21 protein-coding genes are annotated in these 25674 nt (G+C 36.9%); 10 read left to right on the plus strand and 11 right to left on the minus strand.

All coding sequences use genetic code 11. The features are described 5' to 3' along the window. Nucleotides 1-54 precede the first annotated feature (54 nt). Nucleotides 55-510 carry a DinB family protein gene (locus ULVI_RS06475; protein ID WP_068590896.1) on the plus strand — a complete coding sequence of 152 codons (456 nt, stop codon included), beginning with the start codon at nucleotides 55-57 and terminating at the stop codon, nucleotides 508-510. On the opposite strand, the gene ULVI_RS06480 is transcribed toward ULVI_RS06475, so the two are convergent. Further along, entirely contained in the window at nucleotides 507-1268 is a 762-nt protein-coding gene (locus ULVI_RS06480; RefSeq protein ID WP_068590898.1) for a DUF3298 and DUF4163 domain-containing protein, read from the minus strand. The two genes, ULVI_RS06475 and ULVI_RS06480, sit on opposite strands and share 4 nt — an antisense overlap. A 135-nt stretch (nucleotides 1269-1403) precedes the next feature. Here ULVI_RS06480 and ULVI_RS06485 point away from each other — a divergent pair, with 135 nt between their 5' ends. Further along, a complete protein-coding gene (locus ULVI_RS06485; RefSeq protein ID WP_068590900.1) occupies nucleotides 1404-2546 on the plus strand; it encodes a trans-sulfuration enzyme family protein in 1143 nt (380 codons plus the stop codon). An 86-nt stretch (nucleotides 2547-2632) separates the two neighbouring features. Here the strand turns inward: ULVI_RS06485 and ULVI_RS06490 are convergent, their stop codons facing one another. Beyond that, a complete protein-coding gene (locus ULVI_RS06490) occupies nucleotides 2633-3433 on the minus strand; it encodes a THC0290_0291 family protein (RefSeq protein ID WP_068590901.1) in 801 nt (266 codons plus the stop codon). Nucleotides 3434-3674: 241 nt separating this feature from the next. Here ULVI_RS06490 and gdhA point away from each other — a divergent pair, with 241 nt between their 5' ends. The 4 genes from gdhA (at nucleotide 3675) to ULVI_RS06510 (ending at nucleotide 10607) form a co-directional block, all read left to right on the plus strand. Then, nucleotides 3675-5018 carry an NADP-specific glutamate dehydrogenase gene (gene gdhA / locus ULVI_RS06495; protein ID WP_068590903.1) on the plus strand — a complete coding sequence of 448 codons (1344 nt, stop codon included), beginning with the start codon at nucleotides 3675-3677 and terminating at the stop codon, nucleotides 5016-5018. A 142-nt stretch (nucleotides 5019-5160) separates the two neighbouring features. Then, nucleotides 5161-7476, plus strand: a complete 2316-nt coding sequence (porZ, locus tag ULVI_RS06500) for a type IX secretion system anionic LPS delivery protein PorZ (RefSeq protein ID WP_068590905.1) — start codon at nucleotides 5161-5163, stop codon at nucleotides 7474-7476. Beyond that, entirely contained in the window at nucleotides 7476-8195 is a 720-nt protein-coding gene (gene recO, locus ULVI_RS06505) for a DNA repair protein RecO (protein WP_068590906.1), read from the plus strand. Before porZ ends, recO begins: the two co-directional genes overlap by 1 nt. 3 nt (nucleotides 8196-8198) lie before the next feature. Further along, nucleotides 8199-10607 carry a TonB-dependent receptor gene (locus tag ULVI_RS06510; protein WP_068590908.1) on the plus strand — a complete coding sequence of 803 codons (2409 nt, stop codon included), beginning with the start codon at nucleotides 8199-8201 and terminating at the stop codon, nucleotides 10605-10607. Nucleotides 10608-10687: 80 nt separating this feature from the next. On the opposite strand, the gene ULVI_RS06515 is transcribed toward ULVI_RS06510, so the two are convergent. After that, nucleotides 10688-11251 carry a lipid-binding SYLF domain-containing protein gene (locus ULVI_RS06515; RefSeq protein ID WP_082830809.1) on the minus strand — a complete coding sequence of 188 codons (564 nt, stop codon included), beginning with the start codon at nucleotides 11249-11251 and terminating at the stop codon, nucleotides 10688-10690. Nucleotides 11252-11379: 128 nt separating this feature from the next. Next, nucleotides 11380-11955 (minus strand): pentapeptide repeat-containing protein, encoded by a 576-nt coding sequence (locus ULVI_RS06520; protein WP_068590910.1) that lies wholly within the window; start codon nucleotides 11953-11955, stop codon nucleotides 11380-11382. A 233-nt stretch (nucleotides 11956-12188) separates the two neighbouring features. Here ULVI_RS06520 and ULVI_RS06525 point away from each other — a divergent pair, with 233 nt between their 5' ends. Both ULVI_RS06525 and recQ read left to right on the plus strand, forming a co-directional pair. After that, nucleotides 12189-12524 (plus strand): single-stranded DNA-binding protein, encoded by a 336-nt coding sequence (locus ULVI_RS06525; RefSeq protein ID WP_068590912.1) that lies wholly within the window; start codon nucleotides 12189-12191, stop codon nucleotides 12522-12524. Nucleotides 12525-12607: 83 nt separating this feature from the next. Then, a complete protein-coding gene (recQ, locus tag ULVI_RS06530) occupies nucleotides 12608-14749 on the plus strand; it encodes a DNA helicase RecQ (protein WP_068590914.1) in 2142 nt (713 codons plus the stop codon). 62 nt (nucleotides 14750-14811) lie between these two features. Here recQ and ULVI_RS06535 read toward each other — a convergent pair whose 3' ends face one another. The 7 genes from ULVI_RS06535 to metG all read right to left on the minus strand — a co-directional run bounded on the left by ULVI_RS06535 (nucleotide 14812) and on the right by metG (nucleotide 24188). After that, nucleotides 14812-15360 (minus strand): carboxymuconolactone decarboxylase family protein, encoded by a 549-nt coding sequence (locus ULVI_RS06535; RefSeq protein ID WP_068590915.1) that lies wholly within the window; start codon nucleotides 15358-15360, stop codon nucleotides 14812-14814. Between the two features lie 273 nt (nucleotides 15361-15633). Beyond that, nucleotides 15634-16104, minus strand: a complete 471-nt coding sequence (locus ULVI_RS06540; protein WP_068590918.1) for a hypothetical protein — start codon at nucleotides 16102-16104, stop codon at nucleotides 15634-15636. A gap of 127 nt (nucleotides 16105-16231) precedes the next feature. Further along, nucleotides 16232-17083, minus strand: a complete 852-nt coding sequence (locus ULVI_RS06545) for a helix-turn-helix domain-containing protein (protein WP_068590920.1) — start codon at nucleotides 17081-17083, stop codon at nucleotides 16232-16234. A 149-nt stretch (nucleotides 17084-17232) separates the two neighbouring features. Further along, the gene (locus ULVI_RS06550) at nucleotides 17233-19425 is read right to left on the minus strand and encodes a fibronectin type III domain-containing protein (protein WP_082830793.1); all 2193 of its coding nucleotides are present in this window, start codon (nucleotides 19423-19425) and stop codon (nucleotides 17233-17235) included. 310 nt (nucleotides 19426-19735) lie between these two features. Then, nucleotides 19736-20638, minus strand: a complete 903-nt coding sequence (locus tag ULVI_RS06555; protein ID WP_068590924.1) for a histone deacetylase family protein — start codon at nucleotides 20636-20638, stop codon at nucleotides 19736-19738. A gap of 2 nt (nucleotides 20639-20640) precedes the next feature. After that, nucleotides 20641-22107, minus strand: a complete 1467-nt coding sequence (locus ULVI_RS06560; RefSeq protein WP_068590926.1) for a hypothetical protein — start codon at nucleotides 22105-22107, stop codon at nucleotides 20641-20643. 17 nt (nucleotides 22108-22124) lie between these two features. Then, nucleotides 22125-24188: a methionine--tRNA ligase gene (gene metG, locus ULVI_RS06565; protein WP_068590928.1), complete on the minus strand. Its 2064-nt coding sequence runs from the start codon at nucleotides 24186-24188 to the stop codon at nucleotides 22125-22127. Nucleotides 24189-24375: 187 nt separating this feature from the next. Between metG and ULVI_RS06570 the strand changes: the two genes are divergently transcribed. Beyond that, on the plus strand, nucleotides 24376-25275 hold the full coding sequence (locus tag ULVI_RS06570; protein ID WP_068590930.1) for a S66 peptidase family protein: 900 nt from the start codon (nucleotides 24376-24378) through the stop codon (nucleotides 25273-25275). 38 nt (nucleotides 25276-25313) lie between these two features. Beyond that, the gene (locus tag ULVI_RS06575; RefSeq protein ID WP_068590932.1) at nucleotides 25314-25673 is read left to right on the plus strand and encodes a YraN family protein; all 360 of its coding nucleotides are present in this window, start codon (nucleotides 25314-25316) and stop codon (nucleotides 25671-25673) included. Nucleotide 25674 lies beyond the last annotated feature (1 nt).

The raw sequence follows: 25674 nt of genomic DNA on the forward strand, positions 1-25674 counted from the left end.
AAAAATACCTTCTTTACTTCTGAAAATAGCTACTTTTAGTTGAAAATAGCTGCTATGGATTTTACTTTAGATACCACTTTAAAAACTCGTATTATATTCAAAAATTTTCTGAAAGAACTCTCTTTAGAACAACTTAATACCATTCCTGAAGGATTTAAAAACAATATTTTCTGGAATATTAAACATGTGGTTGTAACTCAGCAACTACTTGTTTACGGACTATCAAATTTGCCCATGCAAGTATCGGACGTTGAGATTACAAAATACCGCAAAGGAACAGAGCCATTGGGAGATATTTCGATAGAAGATGTACGTATTTTAGAAACTCAATTATTTGAAACGTTAGAGCAAACCGTTACAGATTATAAAGCAGGATTATTTAAAACTTATAAAGAATATACAGTCACAACAAAATCTACACTTACTAATGTGGAGGAAGCTTCGCAATTTAATAATTTTCACGAAGGAATCCATTTAGGATATGTATTAGCACTTCGTAAGCTCGTTTAATATACTAAAAAAGCTTCGGCTTCTTTTCTTGGGATTTCTAACTCGATGGGACCATCGGCGTAACTAGCAATGTCATATTGGTTGTAATAAAGAATAAGGTTATCTTCTGTGAATCCTATTGTGTCGGGTAAGAAAAATGTGTCGTCTTCGAACCAAAAACCTGTTGAATTGATGTTTTCATTGACAGCAATATTATTCGCTTCCTTAAACTTGGTTTCGGCAAAGGTTTTAAATTCTTTTTCATTTTTAAATAATTCGCTGCGAGATAAGAGGGTTCCTGTTTCTGTGTTGAAGTTTAGAAACGTGGTGGCTTGATATCCGTGGGCTCCCCCAGCGAACTGATACGATTGTAACTCAAAACTCACAAGCTTTTCTAATTGAGCGAGTTTTGAGAGATCCACTTTAGCTTCATATTCGAAAGTAGTATCGGGAAATTTTTCTTTGTCTTTTCTATATCGGCTTACAAAATATTCCATAGCAGCCGGAATCGTCTTTGCGGTAATAACATCATCGCCTAATTGCAATGATGCGATAATATGTTTTTCTAATGTTTTATTTATCGCTTCAGACGTGCTAGAATCTCCTGCTGCTAATTCGTAATTCAACGTTATTTTAGGGCAGTCTTCATTCTTACAAGATGGGAGGTCGCTTTCGGTAACACTTTCCGAAGAAAATGTGAGCGGCTCTGTTGCAGTGTTGTTTTTACAGGCAGTAAGAATAAGGCCTGAAAATAAGAGGATAAGGATTCTGTTATGCATTCGTTAAAAGTGCTAGAGATTCATGAATTAAAAGGTAAGCGGTTACCTTTGTTCTTTCAAAAGTAAGCACTTAAAAACCGCTTCCTCTAAAAATTTTATTAAAAATTGAAGCGATACTATAAATAACTAGGGACTATGAAATTTAATACCAAAGCAATTCATGGAGGGCAAAAAAATGTAGATCCAGCATATGGATCTGTTATGCCTCCTATTTATCAAACAAGTACATTTTCACAAACAACTCCCGGTGGTCATAAAGGCTTTGAATATTCTCGCAGTGGAAACCCAACCCGAGCAGCGCTTGAAAGAGCTTTTGCTAGTCTCGAAAATGGAAATCATGGTTTGGCATTTGGTAGTGGATTAGCTGCGATCGATGCCATTCTTAAATTACTTAAATCTGGAGATGAGGTAATATCTACGAGCGACCTTTACGGAGGAACCTATCGTTTATTCACCTCTATTTATGAAGATTTTGGAATTAAGTTTCATTTTGTTGGGATGGAAAATGCAGCGAACATAGAACATTATATAAGCGACAAAACAAAACTTATTTGGGTAGAAACGCCAACTAACCCAATGATGAATCTTATCGATATTAAAGCGACGGCTGCCATTGCCAAAAAACATGATATATTGCTTGCAGTAGATAATACATTCGCAACCCCATATTTACAACAACCTTTAGAACTGGGGGCTGATATTGTGATGCACAGTGCCACCAAATACCTTGGCGGACATAGTGATGTAGTAATGGGGGCTTTAGTTGTTAATGAAAACGTTTTGGCAGACCGATTGTATTTTATTCAAAAAGCAAGTGGTGCGATTTGTGGTCCACAAGATTGTTTTCTGGTGTTGCGAGGATTAAAAACCCTTCATCTTCGTATGCAACGCCATTGTGAAAATGGAAAAGTAGTAGCAGAATTCTTAGCGAATCACCCTAAGATCGAAAAAGTGTATTGGCCAGGTTTTAAAACCCATCCAAATCATCGTATAGCAAAATCACAAATGAAAGATTATGGAGGAATGATTTCTTTTGTCACTAAAGGGAATAATTATAATGAAGCAATTCAGATTGTAGAAAACTTGAAAGTGTTTACGTTAGCTGAAAGTTTAGGCGGTGTAGAGAGTTTAGCAGGACACCCTGCGAGTATGACCCATGCGAGTATTCCTAAAGAGGAGCGAGAAAAAATTGGAGTGGTAGACTCGTTGATTCGTCTTAGTGTTGGTGTAGAAGATGCCGAAGACCTTATTGAAGATCTGAAACAAGCAATAGGATAGGATAGCTAGCATTAAAAGAACATTAAAAAAACCGTTCACAACTCATATTATGAACGGTTTTCTGATGTTTAAAGGTATTGTTGAGTTTAATCTAGATAGTAGATATATCCTATATTTAACCAGTACGTCCAATCATTCGATTTATTTTCAGGAACAGGTCTAGTTCCATTGTTTTCTAATGTTGGGTTTAAGCCATCAACGTAATCTGAAAAATAATAGGTCCATCGACTATCCAATAACAAATCACTTAATTGCGTTAATTTGTATCTTATTCCAATACTACCTACCGCAGCCCATGTAGTTCCCGGTTCTTGTTGAAAAGAGCCAATATATTTTTCTGGTGTAGTAAAACTAGTGTCGATATCTCCAAGAGTTGATGTAACTTCTGGATCGAAACTTACAAAATGCACTCCAAGACTTCCGTAGGGTGCTACTTTAAATGCTCCTGCGGCAAAATCTCGGATACTTAATGGAAAAAATTCTAATTGAGAGCCTACTTCTATAACTGTTGAACTTCCCGTCATAGCACGAAGCTGCTCAGAAAATAACGATTCTTCGTCTGGGGCAACAAATTCTCCAAAGTGCTCGAGTCTTGTTTTGTGAAAATCGATTTCAGTTCGAATTTTAAAGTGATCGTTAAAGTATTTATCGCGCGTGTAGCAATTACAATCAGCTCTGTAAGCGAAATTAATATAATGAACAAGCCCGACACCAATACCCACGTTACCGGAGTTGGTTTCAAAATCGTTACGAACCCCGAAATCTGAGTAAAATGCGACAGGACCAGTTATAATTCCCACTTCATGAGAAAAGCCCAGTTGGCTATAAACTTCTTGTTTCGAGATAGCAAGAAGTAAAAATACCAATAGCAAAATTCTGGTATTCATTGTAGATTAGGTTTAAATTGAGACGGAACAAATATATAAAATCTTGGCAAACAGGGAAATTTAATGAAACTATTTCATGTTTTTACATAAAATTAGTATTCCGATTTTGCGTAATAAGGTATATTTGCACTCAAATAACGAAATCGATTTCGATATCGTATAATAGCTTAAAATAAATCGTGAAGTCGTTTTTGAACTTTTAACCTTCAGAAGCAATTTTAAAATCATAATATTTTTAAAAATGAAACAAAGCATTAAAGATTTCATTGCAGGAGTAGAAAAAATGAATCCCAATGAGCCTGAATTTCTTCAAGCCGTTACAGAGGTAGCTGAAACTGTAATTCCATTTATTGAGAAGAATGAAAAATACCAAGGGAAAAAATTATTAGAGCGAATGGTGGAGCCGGAACGTACTATTATGTTTCGTGTGCCATGGACCGACGACAATAACGAGATTCATGTAAACCGTGGATACCGTGTAGAGTTTAATTCTGCTATTGGCCCGTACAAAGGGGGACTTCGTTTTCACCCAAGTGTGAATCTTAGTATCTTAAAATTCTTAGGATTCGAACAAACCTTTAAAAACAGTCTTACAACACTACCTATGGGTGGTGGTAAAGGTGGAAGTGATTTCAATCCAAAGGGTAAAAGTGATCATGAAGTGATGCGTTTTTGCCAGAGTTTCATGAACGAATTATCGAGACATATTGGTCCTAATACCGATGTTCCTGCTGGAGATATTGGTGTTGGAGGTCGTGAGATTGGTTTTATGTTCGGACAATACAAGAAATTGCAAAATGAATTTACAGGAGTGTTTACTGGAAAAGGTCGATCTTTTGGAGGTTCATTAATTCGCCCAGAAGCAACGGGTTACGGAAATGTTTATTTCGCCAAAAACATGCTAGAAACACAAGGCGAGACTTTTAAAGGAAAAACAGTAGTGATCTCAGGTTCTGGAAATGTAGCACAATATGCTGCTCAAAAAGCAATGGAATTTGGAGGAAAAGTTGTCACCTTTTCTGACTCGTCAGGATTTATTTACGATAGTGAAGGAATAAATGAAGAGAAGCTCGCATTTGTTATGGAGCTGAAAAATGAAAAAAGAGGACGTATTAAAGAATATGTCGATAAATATCCAAACGCTAAATATACCGAAGGAGATCGTCCATGGAGCGTAAAATGTGATATTGCACTTCCTTGTGCTACTCAAAACGAATTAGATGAGTCTGAAGCAAAAACGCTTGTTAAGAATGGATGTATTTGTGTGAGTGAAGGAGCTAATATGCCTAGCACACCCGATGCAATTACCGTTTTTCAAAAAGCAAAAATCTTATTTGCACCAGGAAAAGCTTCAAATGCAGGTGGGGTAGCTACTTCAGGGTTAGAAATGTCTCAGAACTCATTGCGATTAAGCTGGACTTCTAAAGAGGTAGACGAAAAATTACATGCTATTATGAATGACATTCATGCAGCATGTGTAGAATATGGTAAAGACGGTGATGGTCATGTAGACTATGTTAAAGGCGCAAACGTTGCTGGATTCGTAAAAGTTGCCGATGCAATGCTCGCACAAGGAGTAGTTTAATTAATTTTGTTTTCAAAAACAGAATTAAAATAAATATAATTAAGATCACAAGGTTGCCTGTTTCTCAATGGGCAACCTTTTTTGAATTTTAAACGGCAATATTTACCTGTAAAATGTGTTATGTTTCAGTAAAGAATTAACTATGTATAGAAACTTTTTGGTCTTCTTACTTATAGCGTGTATTTCTTCCACAGTAAATGCTCAAAATTTCGAAGATACTTGGTCTGGCTATTTTTCGTATGGATCTATACGAGCGATTTCTCAAGGGAATGATAAAGTGTATGCTGCTTCAGAAAATGCTGTTTTTTCGTACGATCTTTCAACGCTTCAGTTTGAAACTATATCAACTATTAACGGGCTTTCAGGAGATACAATTTCGAGCCTTTATTATAGTGAGGAATTTGGAGTGCTGGTAATAGGTTATGAAAATGGATTAATTGAAATTGTAACCGATAGTGATGAAGAAATCCTTTCCGTAGTAGATATTTTAGAAAAACCAACCATACCTCCCAACGAAAAAAGAATTAATCACTTTAATGAATACGAAGGTATTTTATATATAGCTGCCGATTTCGGAATTTCGGAATTTAACCTAGCTTCATTAGAATTTGGAGATAGTTTTATAATTGGAGACTTTGGTACAAACATTCCTATTTTACAAACTACTGTGCAACCTCCCTATATTTATGCAGCATCTTCCACAGGAGGTCTTCGCAGGGCTAGTATTGATAATCCAAACTTAATCGATTACGAACAATGGACAACCATTGCTCTTGGAAACTATAGTGGAGTTCAACCGCTTCAAAACGAGGTGTATGCGGTAAATGCTGGGAGCAGTTCGGTGGTGCGTATAGGTGTCGAAGTTGTTCCTACTATCACAACAGTACAAACTTTTGGAAATGCGGAAATTCTTAGCTTTACCGAGAAAAATGATGTGCTGGTTTTAAGTACGTTAGCTGCAATACGAGCTTATGGTCCAGGCTTTGCTATTCAAGGTATAGTAAATAATACTTCTTCAGAATTTTCATTTACTATACAAACAGGATATGCATTTAATGACACTTTTTATATTGGTACTTTCGACTTGGGAATGTTAGCAATCCCTTTTAGCAATGAAAATTCGGTTCAGATATTACCAGACGGACCCCTTAGAAACGATTCGTATAGTATCGATGCATCTCCAGGCCAAGTTTGGGTAAGTTATGGAGAGCCTTCGGTTTCGTATAACCCTTTTCCTCTTACTCGTCGAGGTATTAGTAATCTTAAGGAAAATATTTGGACCAATTATACCTATGATGACTTAGTAGAGAAAATAGGAGGTTTTTCAGCAACCGATCTTGTAGAAGTAAATCTTAACCCAGAGAATCCAGAAGAGGTTTTTATAAGTTCACTTGAAAATGGAATTATAAAGATTTCAAGTCCTGATGATTTTTTTATTTATAATGAAAGCACCAGTACAATAGAAGGAAATGGTCAAGGGGGAGGAATGCGAATCTACGGAAGCGATTTCGATAGTCAAGGAAATCTTTGGTTTGTACAATCTGCAAAAGAAGAGGGGATTTTGCGACTCTCAGCCGGAGGACAACTTCAAAAGTTTGATATTACTCCACTTATTTCCGAGCCGACCAGTGAAAACCCATTAACCGAAATGGCTATAAGTCGAGAAGGGTATGTTTTCTTCGGTGGATATGCCGATGGTTTAATGGCGTTCAACCCTAATAATACTAGTTATAACTCTATCGGAAAAGACCTAGGAAATGGAAATCTCCCCAACAATACTGTACGTTGTTTGGCTTTCGATAATAATAACCGTCTTTGGATTGGTACTCCTAGAGGGTTGCGAGTTCTCTTTAATGTAGGTGGTTTTTTCGAAGAAGATGCCGATACCGACACACAACCCATCATAATTTTAGAAGACGGAGTGCCGCAAGAGTTGCTTTTTCAGCAATTTATTTCAGACATTGAAGTCGATGGATCTAATAATAAATGGATTGGAACTTCTACTTCAGGGGTGTTTTATCTGTCTCCTAATGGGCAAGAAACACTACTTCGGTTTACAAAGGCAAACTCTCCTCTCCCTTCAAATAATATTCAAGACATTTCAATCGATTCCTTTACTGGGGTTGTGTATTTCGCCACCGACAAAGGATTAGTTGCATATAATGGTAGCGCAACAGCTCCACGAGAAAACCTCGAAGAAGTGTTTGCATTTCCCAATCCAGTACGTCCGGGTTTCACAGGGAATGTCACCATCGATGGATTAACCGCTAATGCCAATGTAAAGATTACAGATATCGAAGGAAATCTTGTATTCGAAACAACCAGCGAGGGCGGTAGCGTATTATGGGATACCACGGCCTTCGGAAGATATAAAGTGCGATCTGGCGTGTATCTCGTTATTATCACAGGAGAAGAAGCGCTAGAAACAGCAGTTTCAAAAATAATGGTAATTCGGTAATGATTGTTACTACCAATGCAATTGTATTGTCTTCGTTAAAATATGCAGAAGCAGACCTAATTGTTACGTGTTATACTGAAGCAGCCGGTGTTAAAACCTATTTACTGCGCCGCATTTTAAAATCGAGAAAAGGAAAATTAAAAACGTCTTATTTTCAACCTCTTACTCAGTTGGAGATGGTAGCATACCATAAAAACAAAGGAACTTTAGAAAGTATTCGGGAAGCAAAAATTCTGCATCCTTATGAAACGTTGCACACCGAGGTAGTAAAATCTTCATTAGTAATGTTCTTAGCAGAAATGCTAAAAAACTGTATTCAAGAAGAAGAATCGAACCCCGATTTATTTAACTTTCTATCTGCTGCTTTCGATTATTTAGATACTCACGACGCAATTGGAAATTTTCATATTCTTTTTCTTCTGAAGCTATCTGCCTATCTTGGATTTTACCCCGATGCATCAGATATTGAAGCTCCATATTTTAATATCGCAGCAGGTTTTTTTCAATCTGAAAGTACCGATATTTATTCGGAAGAAGGTGTTACGATTGAGGCATTTAAGCAGTTTTTCGGTGTAAATTTTGATGCAATCAGTGAAATAAAACTAACTAAAAAAGAACGATCAGACGTACTAAATTTGTTGTTGGCGTATTATCAATTACATTTGCAGGGGTATAAAAAACCAAAGTCTCTTTTAGTGCTTAACCAACTATTTCACTAACCAATGCGCATACCATTTTTACTAAGTCTTTTTATGTTTTTCAATGGTGCTTTAAATGCTCAAACCATTCAAGTACTAGAGGAAAATTCATCACTACCTATTTCTGGAGTTGCAATTTATAATAATGACAAATCGAAAAGCGCAATTACAGATTTCGATGGATTTGTTTCTCTATCTAAATTTTTAGATGATGAAGTGCTTACTTTCCAACATATTTCACATATAACGGTGTCTATCGTTAAAAATGAACTTATAAATAATACTGTTGTAAATCTAAAAACCGATTCTAGTACTTTAGATGAAGTAGTTGTTTCCGCTTCAAAATTCGGACAAAAAAGGCGTGATATTCCTCAGCAAATACTAAGTTTAAGTAGTGAAGACATACTTTTTAGTAATCCACAAACGGCTGCCGATTTGTTAGAGTCGAGCGGTCAAGTATATGTTCAGAAAAGTCAGTTAGGAGGTGGAAGTCCGTTAATACGAGGTTTCTCTACCAACCGATTGTTAATTACGGTAGATGGAGTTCGGTTCAACACTGCTATTTTTAGAGCTGGGAATGTTCAAAATGTTATTTCAATAGATCCTTTTGCGGTAGAAAAAACCGAAGTAATTCTCGGACCAGGATCTGTAGTTTATGGGAGTGATGCTATTGGAGGAGTAATGAATTTTTATACCAAAAAACCAAAGTTTTCTTTTGAAGAAGGAATATCACTTTCTGGCAACACTACAGGACGATATGCCACTGCTAACAATGAAAAAACAGGACATATAGATCTAAATATAGGTACAAAAGAGTGGGCGTTTTTAAGCAGTGTGACCTATAGCAATTTTGGTGATTTACGAATGGGAAATCATGGACCAGACGATTACCTAAGAACCGAATATGTTGAAACGGTAAATGGTGTTGATACTGTGATTCCTAATGAAGACCCATTAGTGCAAAATCCGACAGGATATGACCAAATAAATGCAATGCAGAAAATAAGGTTTATGCCCTCTAAACAATGGGACTTTAATGTTGGGTTGTTTTATACCACTACCAGCGATTATCCTAGATACGATCGCCTTATCCGAAAAAGGAATGGAAGTTTAAGAGCTGCAGAATGGTATTATGGTCCACAAGAATGGTTATCAGGAAACCTTCAGATTACTTCGAAACCCGAATCTGTTACACTCTACGACCAAAGTATCTTTACAATTTCATACCAAAGATCTAAAGAAAGTCGGAACGATCGTGATTTTGGAGCAGCCACCTTATTTGAAACCGACGAAAAAGTGAATGCATATACTGCTGCATTAGATTTTGAAAAAAAGTTAGGCTCAAAGAATATTTTATTTTATGGTGCAGAGTATGTATTCAATAAAGTGAATTCAGAAGGAAAACAAACCGATATAACCAATGGTATTTCTCAAGTAGATACACCTCGATATCCTGACGGGGCCACGTGGCAATCTATAGCCGCTTACAGTAGCATACAATTAAAATTAATAGAAGAACTTTCGTTTCAAGGAGGTCTGCGTTTTAATCAGATTAAATTAGATGCAACATTCGATCCAGCCGTATACGAATTTCCTTTTTCTGAAGCGAACACCTCCACAAGCGCTATTACTGGGAGTGCAGGTATTGCATGGAACCCGAATAAAACCATTGGATGGCGTGTGAACTTCGGAACCGCATTTCGAGCTCCCAATATCGATGATGTCGGAAAGATATTCGATAGTGAACCTGGAAGTGTTGTGGTGCCTAACCCAGACCTAAAAGCAGAATATGCCTATAATGGTGAAGTAGGAGTTGCCTTAAATTTCGATAATGTAGTAAAGTTAGATGTAGCTGCATATATGACCGAATTAAAAGATGCCTTAGTACGTCGTGATTTCAGCATCGAAGGTCAAACGGAGATCAATTATCAAGGAGAGCCAAGCAATGTACAAGCGATTCAAAATGCCGCTAAAGCAGAAGTCTACGGATTTGAAGCAGGGATCGAAGTTAATTTTTCTGAAGCTTTACAACTTACAGGGCAATATAGTATTACCGATGGTTATGAAGAAGATGATAACGGTGACCAAAACCCCATTCGCCATGCTGCACCCCAGTTTGGAAACGGACACCTTATTTTTAAAACTAATAAATGGAAATTTGACGCTTTTGTAGAGTACAACGGTCAATTCGATTTTGAAGACCTTGCACCAAGTCAGGCAAGTAATGACTTCTTATTTGCTAAAGATTTCAATGGCAATCCCTATGCTCCAAAGTGGTATACGCTAAATTTGGGTACTCAATACAGTATTACTAAAGAATTGCAACTTAATGCTAATTTAGAAAATATAACAGATCAACGCTACCGTCCCTACTCTTCAGGAATTGCTGCTGCAGGAAGAAATCTAATATTAGCAGCTACTTACTCGTTTTAATAAAAAAACCATTTCAAAAGAGACACTTAATAATTATGTCGCTATTGAAACGGTTTCTTAAAAAAATTTAAATTATTTTTCTATTGTTCGGCAGGAGTAAACGAAATTCGCTGTCCACCTACGGCAGCTTCCGCCATTAGGCCAGCTTTTGGCAATACAACAACAGCAACTCCATCGGTGTATTCAGCCTTAACACCTTTTCCCGATTTTAAGACAACGGCAGACGCTCCTGCAGCAAATTTGTAGTCATTCTCTTTAAAATCTGTAAAAGAACTTTCGTTTTCAAAAAAGATAACCTCGCGATAAGCTTGACCCCCTGCTTGAAGACCAATATCTAATTGTTTAAGATTTGCAGTTCCAATAACATCACCGTTTTCATAAACAATTCCATTTCCAGACGCTGCTCCAACTACAAGTGCCCCTTTTCCAACGTTTGGAAAAACCACATATCCATAAGCATTGTCAAAATGAGTTTCGATTTTAGCATCTACTTTGATCATAGCTTCTTTAGCTTCCGTAGCATCGGTAAGTAGTTGTTCATTAATCATCATATCCGCATCGGTATCCATTAATTCATCATCTTGGGCAAAAAGCGATGCGCTTATGCCAAGAAATAATAGCATTATAAATTTTGTCTTTTTCATAGCAATTAGTTTTTTTTGTTTTTGTAACATAAAGGTAAATGAGTAACTCGAGATGGCTAGTTAATAGTGTGTTACAAATTGTGAAAAGACTGCTAAATTTTTATCGAAATTAATTAGTAAACTAGGTGCTAGGATTCTATTATAACGCCATATTTAGTAAGTAATCCTTCAATCGATGCTAAAGAAAATTTGGCTCCTTTAAGTTGATTGCTTTCTGGATCGATGGTAAAATTATGTGAAGTTCTAAAATCTGCTGTGCGTAAATTCGTCTGGTCGAAAACCGCATGCAATAAATCACAATCATTAAAAAGCGCAGCATTGAGATCACATTGTGAAAAATCAACCTCTTGAATTTTAGAAGCAGTAAACGTTGTATTGGAGAGATTTTTCTGATAAAAGGAAGCATGGTTTAGTTGACAGTTATCGAAGGTTAAAGCGAATCCAAAATCACTGCATTTTGAAAACTGAAGCCCTAAAAGTTTACAGTCTTTAAAGAGCACATTTTGAAATCCAGTTTGATGAATATTTGCCGTACTTAAATTGCAATCGTAAAATTCACATTCTATAAATTGAATTTTAGAAAGGTCGGAATTGGAAAAATTACAATTCGTAAACATACATGCTTCGTAATCTCCTCTTTGTAATTTTTTTAATGAATAATCTTCTTTATCAAAATTTTTTTCCGCTATAAAGGGATAATCCATAGTCTATATTTTTGTAGTAGAAATTATCGGTTATTCGCCTACAAGGTAAGAAAGATGAAGGGAAGGTTTAAAAATTAAATCTATTTTCAAACACTTACAATCATTTGTAAACGACTATAAACGAAAGTAAGTGTGTAATACCCGACTTCTGCTATGTTGCTATCCCATCTTTGTACCATCGAATCATCGAGGTTCGAATTATCTTAACTGTTTATCACATAAAAATTAAAATCATGAGCACACTTAGAAACAAAGTACAGTTGATTGGAAACTTAGGAAATGACCCTGAAATTATCACGCTAGATAGCGGAAGAAAATTAGCAAAATTTAATGTCGCCACGAACGAAACGTATAAAAATCAGAAGGGAGAACGAGTAACAGATACGCAATGGCACAATGTAGTGGCCTGGGGAAAAACGGCAGAAATTGTAGAAACGTATGTTACAAAAGGAAAAGAAGTGGCAGTAGAAGGAAAGCTTACCACTCGTTCTTGGGAAGATAAAGAAGGAACTAAAAGATATACCACCGAAATTGTTTGTGACGAACTTTTAATGTTAGGAGGAAAATAGGAGTTATTCGATTCTGCCCGGGATGCTTAATTAGGCATATTCGGGCGGAGTCTCACCTCCAATTTTATGTAACTTTGCCATCCATGACGAACGCTACAGACTTACAAACTAATTCCAGAATTCACGAACTACTAAAGAAACATTTTGGGTACGACGAATTTCGTCCAAACCAAAAAGAGATCATTCAAAATGTTTTGCAAGGCAAAGATGCTTTAGCAATTATGCCTACTGGAGGTGGAAAATCGTTGTGTTTTCAGTTACCCGCATTAGCGCTAAACGGAACTGCAATTGTAATTTCTCCACTTATTGCACTTATGAAAGATCAAGTGGATGCGTTGCAAGCCAATGGAATATCGGCGGCATTTTACAATAGTTCTCAAGCTTCAGAAGAACAACAAAAAATTTGGGATGAATTACAAAATGGGGCTTTAAAATTACTCTATGTGGCTCCCGAAAGTTTATCATTATTACAACCATTACTTAATACAATTGCAATAAGCTTATTTGCAATCGATGAGGCGCATTGTATTTCATCTTGGGGGCACGATTTTCGTCCAGCTTACACGCGGCTAGGACATTTAAAACAGCAATTTCCAAAGATACCCCTAATTGCACTTACAGCCACAGCCGATAAAGCGACTCAGGCAGATATCATGCAGCAACTGCGTATTCCGAAGGCTAAAAAATTTATTACTTCGTTCGATAGGCCCAATTTGTATTTAGATGTTCGTCCAGGGCAGAATCGGTTAAAGCAAATTAGTTCTTTCTTAAAAAATTTTAGAAACGAAAGTGGTATTGTGTACTGTTTAAGTAGGAAAAGTACCGAAACTATTGCTGCTAAATTAAATAATTCAGGGTATCATGCACAGGCGTATCACGCCGGACTATCTTCGGAAGAACGCAACCGCATTCAAGATGACTTTGTAAACGATCGTATCCCAATTATCGTTGCAACCATCGCTTTCGGAATGGGAATCGATAAGAGTAATGTTCGTTGGGTAATTCACTACAACATGCCTAAGAATATTGAAGGGTATTATCAGGAAATTGGTCGTAGCGGAAGGGATGGCCTCGATGCACATGCGTTATTGTTTTACAGTTTTGCTGATGTTATTCAGTTGCGTAAATTCATGCAGGGAACACCAACCGAAGCCTATCAACTAGCAAAATTGGAACGCATGCAACAATTTGCAGAAGCATTAAGTTGTCGGCGTAAAGCCTTGCTTAATTACTTTGGAGAACATTTATTTGAAGACTGCGGAAATTGTGACATATGTACGGCCCCTCCAGAGTATTTTGATGGTACTTTATTGGCCCAAAAAGTATGTTCTGCTATCTACAGGTTAAAAGGCACAGAGCCACTCGGAATGGTCTTAGATGTACTTCGTGGTGCTAAAAATGCAGCGGTGTACGACAAAGGATATCAGCACATTAAAACTTATGGTGCTGCAAAAGAGGTATCTTGGCGTGACTTACAACAATATATTATCCAGATGTTGAATCAGGGCATTCTTGAAATTCGATTTCATGAGAAAGGACGTTTGCTATTAACCCCTCTAGCAGAGAAAATTCTGTTTGAAAATAAAAAAGTTCAGCTTGCACATATTTTAGAAGCCGACGAAAAGAAAAAGGCTGTAGCAGAAATTAATAAACCTGCAGCAACAAGCCTTTTTGAAAAATTAAAAGTATTGCGCGCAGTTTTAGCGAAAGATATGGGCGTACCTGCATACGTTGTGTTTAGCGATGCCAGCTTAAAGGATATGGAGCAAAAAATGCCAACTTCGGAAGAAGAGTTTGCTACTATATTGGGTGTAGGACAAGCAAAACTTGAAAAGTATGCCGAACCCTTTCTGAAGGTTATATCTGTACATCAAGGATCGAACGTAAAACCGACTTCAAAAAAGAAACGAAAAAAAACTAAAAAAGGCGATACGCATAATGAAACACTTAAATTGTACGAGGAAGGTTTGTCAATTTCAGAAATGGCAGAAGCTCGCAATTTAAAAGAAACGACCATTATTAGTCATTTATCCTATTTGTTTCAGTCGGTCGATTCTGTAGATTTAAATCGATTTATTACTTCAGAAGAAAAAGCAGCCATTCAAAAAGCGAAGGAAACTTTAACCGATTCCGAAGGGCTAAAACCATATTTTGAATATTTTGAGCAAAAAATGCCATATTGGAAGCTTAAATTTGGTTTAGCACTGCTTGATTCTGAAAGCTAAAAAACTTCAAAGGCACATAAATATATTAATACCTTTGAAGCTTATCATTGAAAAAACATAATTTATACAATAGCTGCCTCTAAGGACTGTACTTCTGGAAAATCAACAGGAACCTGAGTCGTATTATGTAAGTAATTTGAGATTGTTTTTTCTCCAACCAAAGAAATAGTGTCGATTAAATTTCCTTCTGTATATCCTGCTTCAAAGAATTTTTCTAAAACATCTGGGTTTGTTTTTCCTCTATTCTCTGTAATATTTTTTGCTAATGCCGCGAGTGCATTAAACTTAGAATCGAAAGAGGCAATTCCTCGTCTTAACTCTAAAATTTGGTCATCGTTAAAACCATTCATTTTTGCAATGGCCGTATGTGCAGAGAGACAGTAGGTACATTTGTTTACTTCGCTAACGGCAAGATTTACAACTTCTTTTTCTTTTGTAGATAACGAAGTTTTTGCGTTTGCAAAGTTAAGATAGTTTTCTAACGCAGTCTCACTATGTGCATAGGTAGCGTAAAGATTAGGAACAAATCCAACCTTTGATTTTAACGTGTCGAAAATAGCTTGATTTGTTTCATGTACTTGGTTTCTCGTTGGAACTTGTATTGTTTTCATAATTGTACTTTTAAATTTATAATAAATATTTTTTTACTGAATAAAAGGTCGTTCTGCATCACAGTAATAGTCATGTATATGCTGGTGCTCACAATGAGACACTGCATTTAACTGTCGTACTATTTTGCTTTTTCCTTGACGGAAGATTTTTATTAAATTAAAAACGGAGGTATGTGAATATCTCATTTTGAAATTGTTTTAAATGGATCCTGTTTCAGTCGATCTGAAACTTTGATAATTTGAGGTGCGGCTATCTATATTGCCAATGAATAATTATATGCTGTAGAATTCGGGAAATGAATGAAATTTACCGTGAGTTGTATGCTCCTGAGCAACTTCAAAAAGTTGTAATAATGAAGCATCGTTTTCTAAATAGCCTTCAATCTTTGGAAGACGTTTTTTTAGAAAATTTGTAAATTCTAAGGCGTTTTCGCTTCGGTTTGCTGCTTTCCGAATTAATTTTAAGTACTCGGCCTTTTCTATGGTAAAGAATGCGTCATCTGAAAAGAACACTAGAATACTTTGGTTTAAATCAGCTTTTTTAATTTCATTTCGAAATTTAAAAGTTTCTATTTTAATTAATTTACGATGTAACGTTGTAAAAGAATTTGTGCTCACCTGTTGATCTTTTGCCATAGTAATATAAATAGGAGCTAATTGCTCTTTATAATCTTGGGCAGTTAGATTAACTGACGGTATTAATAGAATGATTATTAATGCGAGTGTTTTTTGTAGTGTATTCATATCGTTATTTTTTTACTGAAACTTTATGCTCAGTGTAATACTTTATTGTACACTACAAAGATGCGAAGTGAACACCCTTTAAAAAATGGATAGAATTCCCAGTGTCATGTCAATTATTCCCGATTTTCTATAAATGGAGATTTTGAGTGGTTCGGGATCCGTTTTTAAATAGCGTAGGGGACATTCCAGTCTGCTTTTTAAAAAGTCGACTTAAATGGGAAGCATCATCAAAACCTATGTCGTAGGCGATTTCTTTTGTAGTTTTACTTGTATAGGTAAGCTGACGTTTTGCTTCTAGAATAATGCGGTCGTGGATTATCTGTAACGGACTTTTATTTAATTTGGAGAAGGTGTTCGATAAGGTTTTAGGAGATTTAAATAATTTTTTAGCATAGAAAGCAACAGAATGTTCTTTTTTAAAATGTTCTTCTACTAGTACATTGTAGTGACGAACCATGTCTTGCTTGGTGTTAGTAGTTGCTACACTCGAAGTTTTCGTTTTTAGTAAACGTGTAGTTTTAATAATAAATCGCGCAAGTAAGATTCGAAGCATTTCTGCCTGTATCGCATCGTTATTTTCAAACTCTTCTAAAAAAACTCTATGTATTAACGTATAACTGTCCAGTTGTTTTTCATCTAAGGTTAGCAGGGGTATATGCTGATTTCCGAAGAAAAGTAAACCAGCACAGCCAACTTCGTTATCATGGTGCTTAATGCAATAAAATTCGCGGTTAAATTGATAGACCAATAGGTCATCACCTTCTTGAAATTGCAAATATTGCAGAGGTGTAAGGGCTATAATGCTTTGTCTGGGAAGTGTTACAGGTACGTGATCTACAATGAGCTGCGCTGGCGTTGTAGTAGTTCTTATAAAGATAAAGAAGCCACTTTGTTTTACTTCTTTAAAAGTGTCAAGCAATGTCTCATTACCAATTTGAAGCAAAGCGCCTGTTGCGAATTCTGTGAATTTCTTTGTCATATCGAATATGTCGATTTTTCCTTTTTAAAATTACATTATTTTTATTTTAGGTTAAAAAAAATTGATATTTAAAAAGGATTCTTTTTCAGAAAATAAAAAAGGTCACTCAACTAGATTGAGTGACCTTTCGTAATTAAAAATTATAATTACTACATTTTAATAACCTTTTTTACAACGACTGTATCGTCATAAGTGGATCTAATAAAATATGTTCCATTTGATAAAGTAGTTAGATCGATCTCAAAATTGCTTGTATTTGGAGTACTTTCTAATACTTTATTCCCTAATATAGAATATACAGCAACTTGCTCTATATTCACTGGAGACTTAAAGGTAATCTTGCCAGTAGTTGGGTTTGGAAAAAGCACAAATTCGCTCTCTAATATATCTTCAACTCCAAGTAACGTAGTTGTAAATTCAGCAAAGGCAAAGTCAGAAAAGATTTCATTTTCGATACTACAAATGCTAACTAAATAAACATCATACGCTGTGTCGGCTTCTAAATCTGTTACACTAGCTGTGGTTTCAGAAATAAATCCGGTATTAAAAATAGGATCATCTACGGTAGGGTCGTCACCATCATTAAAAATTCCTAAAATATATCCGTCTGCCGCTTCAGCAACAGCGTCCCAAGAAAAATCGGCACCCATTTCTGTCACATTCGATACTGTGAAATTTTCTGGTGTTGGGCACGATGGAGGAGCACATGTAATATCTGCATCCCATCCCGGGTTAGGAACGATGTTAGAGGATACAAAATGGAATATTAATTCTCCATCTGGGGCAATCGATGTATAAGAGATAGGGGTACCTCCTGCTGGAATTTCTGGAACCACTTGTTCAACACCATCTCCAATATCTACCATTAGAAAATCAAAATCAGAATTATTCACAAAAACAAAAGTTGCCGTTACCAAATCTCCTTCGTTATCTGGAGTAATGGTAATTGTATAGTCTTCATTATTTTGAAAATCTCCATCGGGTCCTCCAGTGTCATAAAATTTCTCTCCACAAACTGGTGCTACTGGTGGTGTGAAAAAGGTAACCTTTACCATTGCAGAAGGACCGTCTGTATCACAGTCTGCTGCGATATAGGCATCGTAGGTCGTAGCGGGTGCTAAACCGTCTGCAGTACCAGAAAAAGTTCCTGCGGCGATTAGTTGCGTCGATACAGGTGTTGCTGTAGTAGGATCTTCATCCTCTAAGAAAACAGATAGCACATAACCATTTGTAGCATTAGGCACTTCGTCCCAAGAGAAGGTAGCGGTATTTGCAGTTGTTTCGTCTAACATAAAATTATCCGGAGCATCGCAGGTTGGTGGTGGACCACACGTAATATCTGCATCCCAACCTGGGTTTGGATTTACTCCAGAAGAAGTAAAATGGAAAATCAAAGATCCGTCTGTAGCTATAGATGTGTAAACAACAGGGTCTTCTCCTTCGGGTACTTCGGGTACCACTTGCTCCACTCCATCTCCAACATCCACGGTTAAAACATCGAACGTCGTATTCTCAACAAATAGAAATGTTGCTGTTACTAGGTCTCCGTCATTCTCGGGTAAAATCGTAATGGTGTAATCTTCATTATTTTGAAATTCGCCATCAGGACCTCCTGTATCATAAAACTTACCGCCGCAAACTGGAGGAGGGAAAGCCGTATTAAAAGTAATACACGATATGTTGGAAGTTTCACTGGCATCGCATAATGAGGCAATACAAGCAGTGTAAGTAGTTCCCCCTAAAAGACCCGTAGCTGTAGCAGTTGTTGTTCCTGAAGCTAGGTCTTCGGTATAAATTGGTGGCGATGTTGTTGGATCGTCATTTTCATTATAAATCGAAAGTGTATATCCGTTGGTAGCATTTGCTTCTTCGTTCCATGTGAAAGTGGCTGTCGTTTCAGTGTTCTCAGTTAATAATAAACCAGTTGGAGGAACACAAGGAGGATTTGGTGAACAAATAATATCCGCATCCCAACCTGATCGTGTAGCCGAAATATCAGAAATAAATGTTACAAATAAATTACCTCCAGCAACTGTAGAAGTGTATGTTCCCGGACTCTGAGCTCCAGAGGAAGGAGTTAGTTCGGGAGCACTCGCGTCATCTCCATCGTAAATTCTTAAAAAATCAAATCCGTTCTCAACCACGAGTGTAAGAAAATTAATGGTTACAAAATTGGCGGGATCATCAGCTTCAATTAGAACAGAATAGTCTTCATTGTTAGAATATTCCCCATCAGGACCTCCAGTATCGTAAAATTTACCTCCACATTCTGGAGCAGTTTGTCCGAACATTGAAAAGCCCATCAACAAAAAGAGGGCGTTCCATAGCATAATTTTTTTCATAGCTTATATTTATAAATTAGTGCTTAAATATAGAAATTCACTAACACCTAGATAGGATGATTTTAGACATTAACATAATAAGCGCCTAAAAATTGTGGATCTACTAATCTCGGTTATAAGATATAATTACATAGAATTTATTCTTCGATTAGCAACCCAAGTTTTTTAAATCTCTGTTCTTTAGATTTTTGGGGCATATCGAAACACGGACATCTTTTGCAGCGTTTGTGTTCTCCTTTTTTAAGGTACTTTTCACAACATTTATTTTTGAGTCCTTTTTTTTCTTTTTTGTCCTTGTTCTTCATGCCCATTAAAAATAAATTTCCTGTGCCATTCGATAGGTGTTTGCATGGGCTTCTAGAATGGTCTTTATATCTGGAGAGTAGCCACCGCCCATACTTACTTGAACTGGAATTCCAGCTTCTTTACAGGTAGTAAGTACAAAACGATCGCGTTCTGTACAGCCCTCGATAGAGCAAGTAAGCCTGCCTAATTTATCGGTTTCCAAAATGTCCACTCCGCTGAGGTAGAAGATAAAGTCGGGATTTTGTTGCTCAATTAATCGGGGCAATGTTTTTTTTAATTCGGAAAGAAATACGTCATCGCCCGTGCCGTCTGGCACTGCAATATCAAGATTACTCTTTTCTTTTCTGAAAGGATAATTTCCCGCTCCGTGCATGGAGAAGGTAAAAACTGAAGGATCCTTCTCAAAGATCACCGCTGTCCCATTTCCTTGGTGTACATCCAGATCTACGAAGAGTATTTTTTTTACTTTTCCCAATTTCTGAAGCTGTCTTGCTGCGATTGCTTGATCGTGAAATAAACAAAATGCCTCACCATGATCCGGATAGGCATGATGGGTACCACCTGCAATATTCATGGCAATTCCATTATCAATGGCGTATGAACATCCTTCAATAGTACCTTGCGTAATGATATGCTCACGCTCTACGAGTTTAGCACTTAGTGGAAATCCTAATTTACGAACTTCACTTTTAGATAGGGTTAAGTTCTGTAATGCTGAAATGTAGCTTTCTGAATGAACAGCCAGTAACGATTCTCTTGAAGGCATTCCTGGTTCAAAAAAGTTAGCTTCCGTACAGGTGCCTTCGTGTAATAATTGCCGATGTAAAAGCTCATATTTCGACATGGGAAACCGATGCCCCAAAGGCAATTGGTGGGTAAAAATGGGGTGGTAAGCTATTTTAAGCACGTCTACTTAGGAAATTCAATGAGTTCATATTTGTCTTCCTGCCAGTAGTAAGTACCGTAAATATAGGAATCCTTATAAGGGAAAATAGTTTCAGCTTTTTTAGGCATATGGCTTTCCTTTACATATAATTGGATCTTATCAAAAACATTGGTTTCAATCGATCCCGGAACATGAGCAAAAGAAGTATCGAACAAACTCTCTATTCGGGTAGATTTTGTAGTTGTATAGCTATTATAAGCAAAGTAGGTTGGATTAAAACTAACCGCAGCAGCACCGATAGTTGCACCTGCCAATCCGCCCATTCCTCCCATCATCATGGGAGCAGTATTATTATGTTGTACAATACCGCCTATAGTAATGTGATAGATGTCGTTCTCTACCTCTCGTACTGCTAGACCGATCTTCTGAGTTGAAATCTTTCTCAAGAATTTAGAGGTTTTTTCTAAATTTCTAAGCTTTGGTCCAAACCCGCTTCCTTCTTGGATAATTGGAGTGTTTTTAAATGAAATTGTATCTTCTTTTGTAACCATTAGCCTTTTAACAACTTCTTTAGTCTCAACTTTTTTTGTGGTAACAATCATGGCATCGTTCGAACCTGTAATCTGAAAAAGCAAATCATTAAAAAGAAATGAATTCGATTTCGGTGAGTTTGTAGAAAAATTCGCAGGAAGTTGTGGTGTTAAAAATATATTAGTTGAGGCATCCATATTTTTAAAATCTACCGAAATTATATACGTTTCAGTTGGACTGGCATCTAAGGTTAAAATGAAACCGTTTTCGTTCTCAAAAATTTTATTGGTTTCACTAGCAGTTTCGATGGTAGTGGGTGTTTCATAACTAATATTAACAGCCGAGAGAAATGAAGAAAATCCAGCAGGGCTCGACATCGCGTCGTATAAGTTACTCGGATTTCCATATTTATCTTTAAAAATAGTTGCAGATAGGTCAATTATATGCGGAGTATATGTCCCATCGATTGCAAATTCATATAATTTTAAAAGTGATCCTTTTTTAGATACAGTAATAACATACGATCTGTCGGGTGCATTTATCACTTGAAGAAAACGCTCTTTTTTAAGTTTTAGATCGAGTTCCACCTCTTTACTTGTGTTCTTATCAAAATCGTACAATACATACCCGAACTTCTTTTCATTTCGATCTTTCAGAAATAATATTATTTTTTTTCCTTCAATAATCTTTCCAATAATTTCGTCGTATTTATTAGGAAGTCCATCGGAAGCATATGCCCCTATTCGCTCTTTATTTTTGTTATATAAATATCCATTTAAAGTCTTATTGTCATCTATAAAAAGTGCAAAATCACCATTGTTTTTGTTCGCAACAGTAAATACTTCCTTAACTATCCTAGATCCTTTTTTTAAATCGTTCGGCACGGTTAAAAATTTGTTTTGCGCAATGTTAATAAAGGGTTGTGCAAAGCAAATTAAGAGAACAAAGAAGGGCTTCATTTAGAGTTTTTTAAAAATTAATTAATCGTGGCGCCATTTGTTACCCCATCGGTATCCGGGTTTACAAATACCAATTTCCCGTCAGGAGCTTCCGTCATTAAGATCATGCCTTCGCTTTCTACACCTCGCAAGGCTCGTGGTGCAAGATTCACTAATACTGTTACTTGTTTACCAATAATTTCTTCCGCAGTAAAACTTTCTGCAATTCCTGAAACAATGGTGCGAACGTCAATACCAGTATCTACTTTCAGCACTAATAATTTCTTCGCTTTTGGCATTTTTTCTGCTTCAATAATGGTACCTACTCGCATGTCGAGTTTGGTAAAATCATCGAATTGAATGGTGTCTTTTTGTGGTTCTGCCTTTTTATTTGCCATGGCATTATCCTGTTTGCTCTGTTCCAATTTGTCCAATTGTTTCTGAATTTGTTCGTCTTCTATTTTACTAAAAAGCAGCTCTCCTTTTGCAATGGTATGTCCCGAAGCAAGCAGTTCTTTTTTAGTTGAAACATCGTTCCATTCTAAAGACCCTTTGGTAATCTGAAGTGCTTTCTTTAATTTTTCCGAAGTGAACGGAAGAAAGGGTTCACTTAATACTGCCAATGCAGAAGCAATTTGTAATGCGACATACATCACTGTTTTAGTGCGCGCTTCGTCTGTTTTAATGGTTTTCCAAGGCTCTTCATCGGCCAAGTATTTATTTCCTAAGCGGGCTACATTCATTAATTCTGCCTGTGCTTCACGGAATCTATAGCGTTCGATCGAACTTGAGATCACGGCAGGATAGGCTTGTAATTCGTTTAAGGTTTGGGTGTCAATTTCAGAAAACTCTGAAGCTTCCGGCACCACACCATCGTAATATTTATGTGTAAGCACAACCACACGATTGATAAAGTTTCCGAAGATTGCTACCAGCTCATTATTGTTTCGTGCCTGAAAATCTGCCCACGTAAAATCGTTGTCTTTTGTTTCGGGGGCATTGGCTGTTAACGCATAACGCAACACATCCTGCTGATTTGGAAAGTCATCTAGATATTCATGCAACCACACCGCCCAATTCTTACTAGTGGATATTTTGTTGCCTTCTAGGTTTAAAAATTCGTTTGCAGGAACATTGTTTGGGAGGATGTAACTTCCATCTGCTTTCAACATACTCGGAAAGATGATACAATGAAATACAATGTTATCTTTTCCAATAAAATGAAGTAGTTTGGTGTCTTCATTTTTCCAATACGGCTCCCAGTCTTTTCCTTCCCGTTCGGCCCATTCTTTGGTTGCGGAAATATAGCCGATGGGAGCATCGAACCATACGTATAATACTTTTCCTTCGGCTCCATCAATAGGAACTGGAATTCCCCAATCGAGATCACGAGTTACGGCTCTGGGACGCAAACCGTCGTCGATCCATGATTTGCATTGTCCGTAAACATTGGTTTTCCAGTCTTTTTTATGTCCTTTTACGATCCATTCTTTTAACCACGACTCGTATTGGTCTAACGGTAAAAACCAGTGTTTGGTTTCTTTTAATTCAGGAGTATTTCCCGAGATTGCACTTTTCGGATTGATAAGATCGGTAGCGTTATGAGACGTTCCACAGTTTTCGCACTGATCTCCGTAGCTTTCTTCGAAGCCACATTTAGGACACGTTCCTACAATAAAACGATCGGCTAAGAACTGATTTGCTTCCGCGTCGTATAATTGTTCGGTCACTTCCTCGATGAATTTTCCGTCGTTGTATAATTTCTTAAAAAAATCTGATGCAGTATCGTGATGTACTTTTGCAGAAGTACGTGAGTAGTTATCGAAGGTAATTCCGAAGTCTTCAAAACTTTTTTTAATGATCGCATGGTATTTATCGACCACTTGTTGTGGCGTTATTCCCTCTTTCTTTGCCTTAATCGTAATGGGAACTCCATGTTCATCGCTTCCGCAAACAAAGGCGACATCTTTCCCTTGAAGACGTTGAAATCTAGCGTAAATATCTGCAGGCACATACACTCCAGCTAAATGCCCGATATGAACGGGACCATTGGTATAAGGAAGTGCGGCAGTAATAGTATATCGTTTTGGATCTTGACTCATAGCTTTTGTAAAAGTGCAAAAATAACGATTTTATCTTCGGAAGAATGAAGGATAAAAAATAAAGCGCTTTTCTAAAAATTAATTGCACTATATTACTTTAATTACGCGCGTCGATACCTTCGGGTGTTTTTCAAAATTTTATTAAGAAGCCTATTATTTACTATATTCAATTATGTAATTTCACATTATGAAAACACCTCCATTTCTTAAAAAAGGAGCTACAATAGCACTTATTTCAACAGCCAGAAAAATTACCAAAAAAGAACTCGAACCTGCTTTACAAGTTTTAGCTTCGTGGGAATTACATGTCGTATTAGGAAAGAGTATCGGAGCAGCAGCAGCACAATTTGCGGGAGACGATGAAGTACGCGCGAACGACCTTCAAACCATGCTAGACGATCCCAATATTGATGCCATTTGGTTTGCAAGAGGCGGCTACGGAACGGTTCGCATTATAGACGCATTAGACTTTTCAGCTTTCAGAAAGAATCCAAAATGGTTGATAGGGTATAGTGATATTACAGTGTTGCATTCGCACGTTCATAACTTCGGAATAGAAACATTGCATGCACAAATGCCATTGGAGTTAGAGGCAAAATCTGAAGCGACCAGACAAAGTATTTTTAAGGTACTCTTCGGAAGGGATTATCGAATAAATGTTTCTTCGGAAAGCGCTGTCGATAATCGAAACGGAAACGCTACAGGACAACTTATTGGGGGCAACTTATCGTTATTGTATTCGCTTGTGGGTAGCGTTTCAGATATTGATACAAGAGGAAAAATTCTTTTTATTGAAGACTTGGATGAAATGCTGTATCACGTAGACCGAATGATGATGAACTTAAAACGATCGGGAAAATTAGAACATCTTGCAGGCCTGATTGTAGGCGGAATGAGTGACATGAGTGACAATACCATTCCGTTTGGAAAAACAGCGAACCAAATTATTCACGATGCAGTGAAAACCTACGACTTTCCGGTTTGCTATGATTTCCCAGCTGGGCACATTCAAGATAATCGAGCACTGGTTATGGGGAGAACAGTAACATTAACAGTAACTGATGCGAATGTAGAAGTTGTGTTTTAAAAATTTCAATTCCAAATAAATGGCTACCTTTAAGAACGATGGCATATCACAACGAACTTGGAATTATAGGAGAGCAACTGGCCGTAGATTATCTGCTGCGTAATGGGTATGAGATTTTAGATCGCAACTTCAGATTTCAAAAAGCCGAGATCGACATTATTGCACAAAAAGAGGACACCCTTGCAATTGTAGAAGTAAAAACTAGGAATAGTGCTTTTTTTGGAGATCCTCAAGATTTTGTAACCCCTTCAAAAATAAAATTATTAGTAAAAGCAGCGAACGAATATGTCGTTTCAAACAACATCGATATAGAAACCCGATTCGATATTATTGCGGTGTTAAAAAATAAACATGTGGAACAGATCGAACATTTTGAAAATGCATTTTATCATTTTTAGG

The organism is Cochleicola gelatinilyticus (assembly GCF_001637325.1).
Taxonomy (GTDB): domain Bacteria; phylum Bacteroidota; class Bacteroidia; order Flavobacteriales; family Flavobacteriaceae; genus Cochleicola; species Cochleicola gelatinilyticus.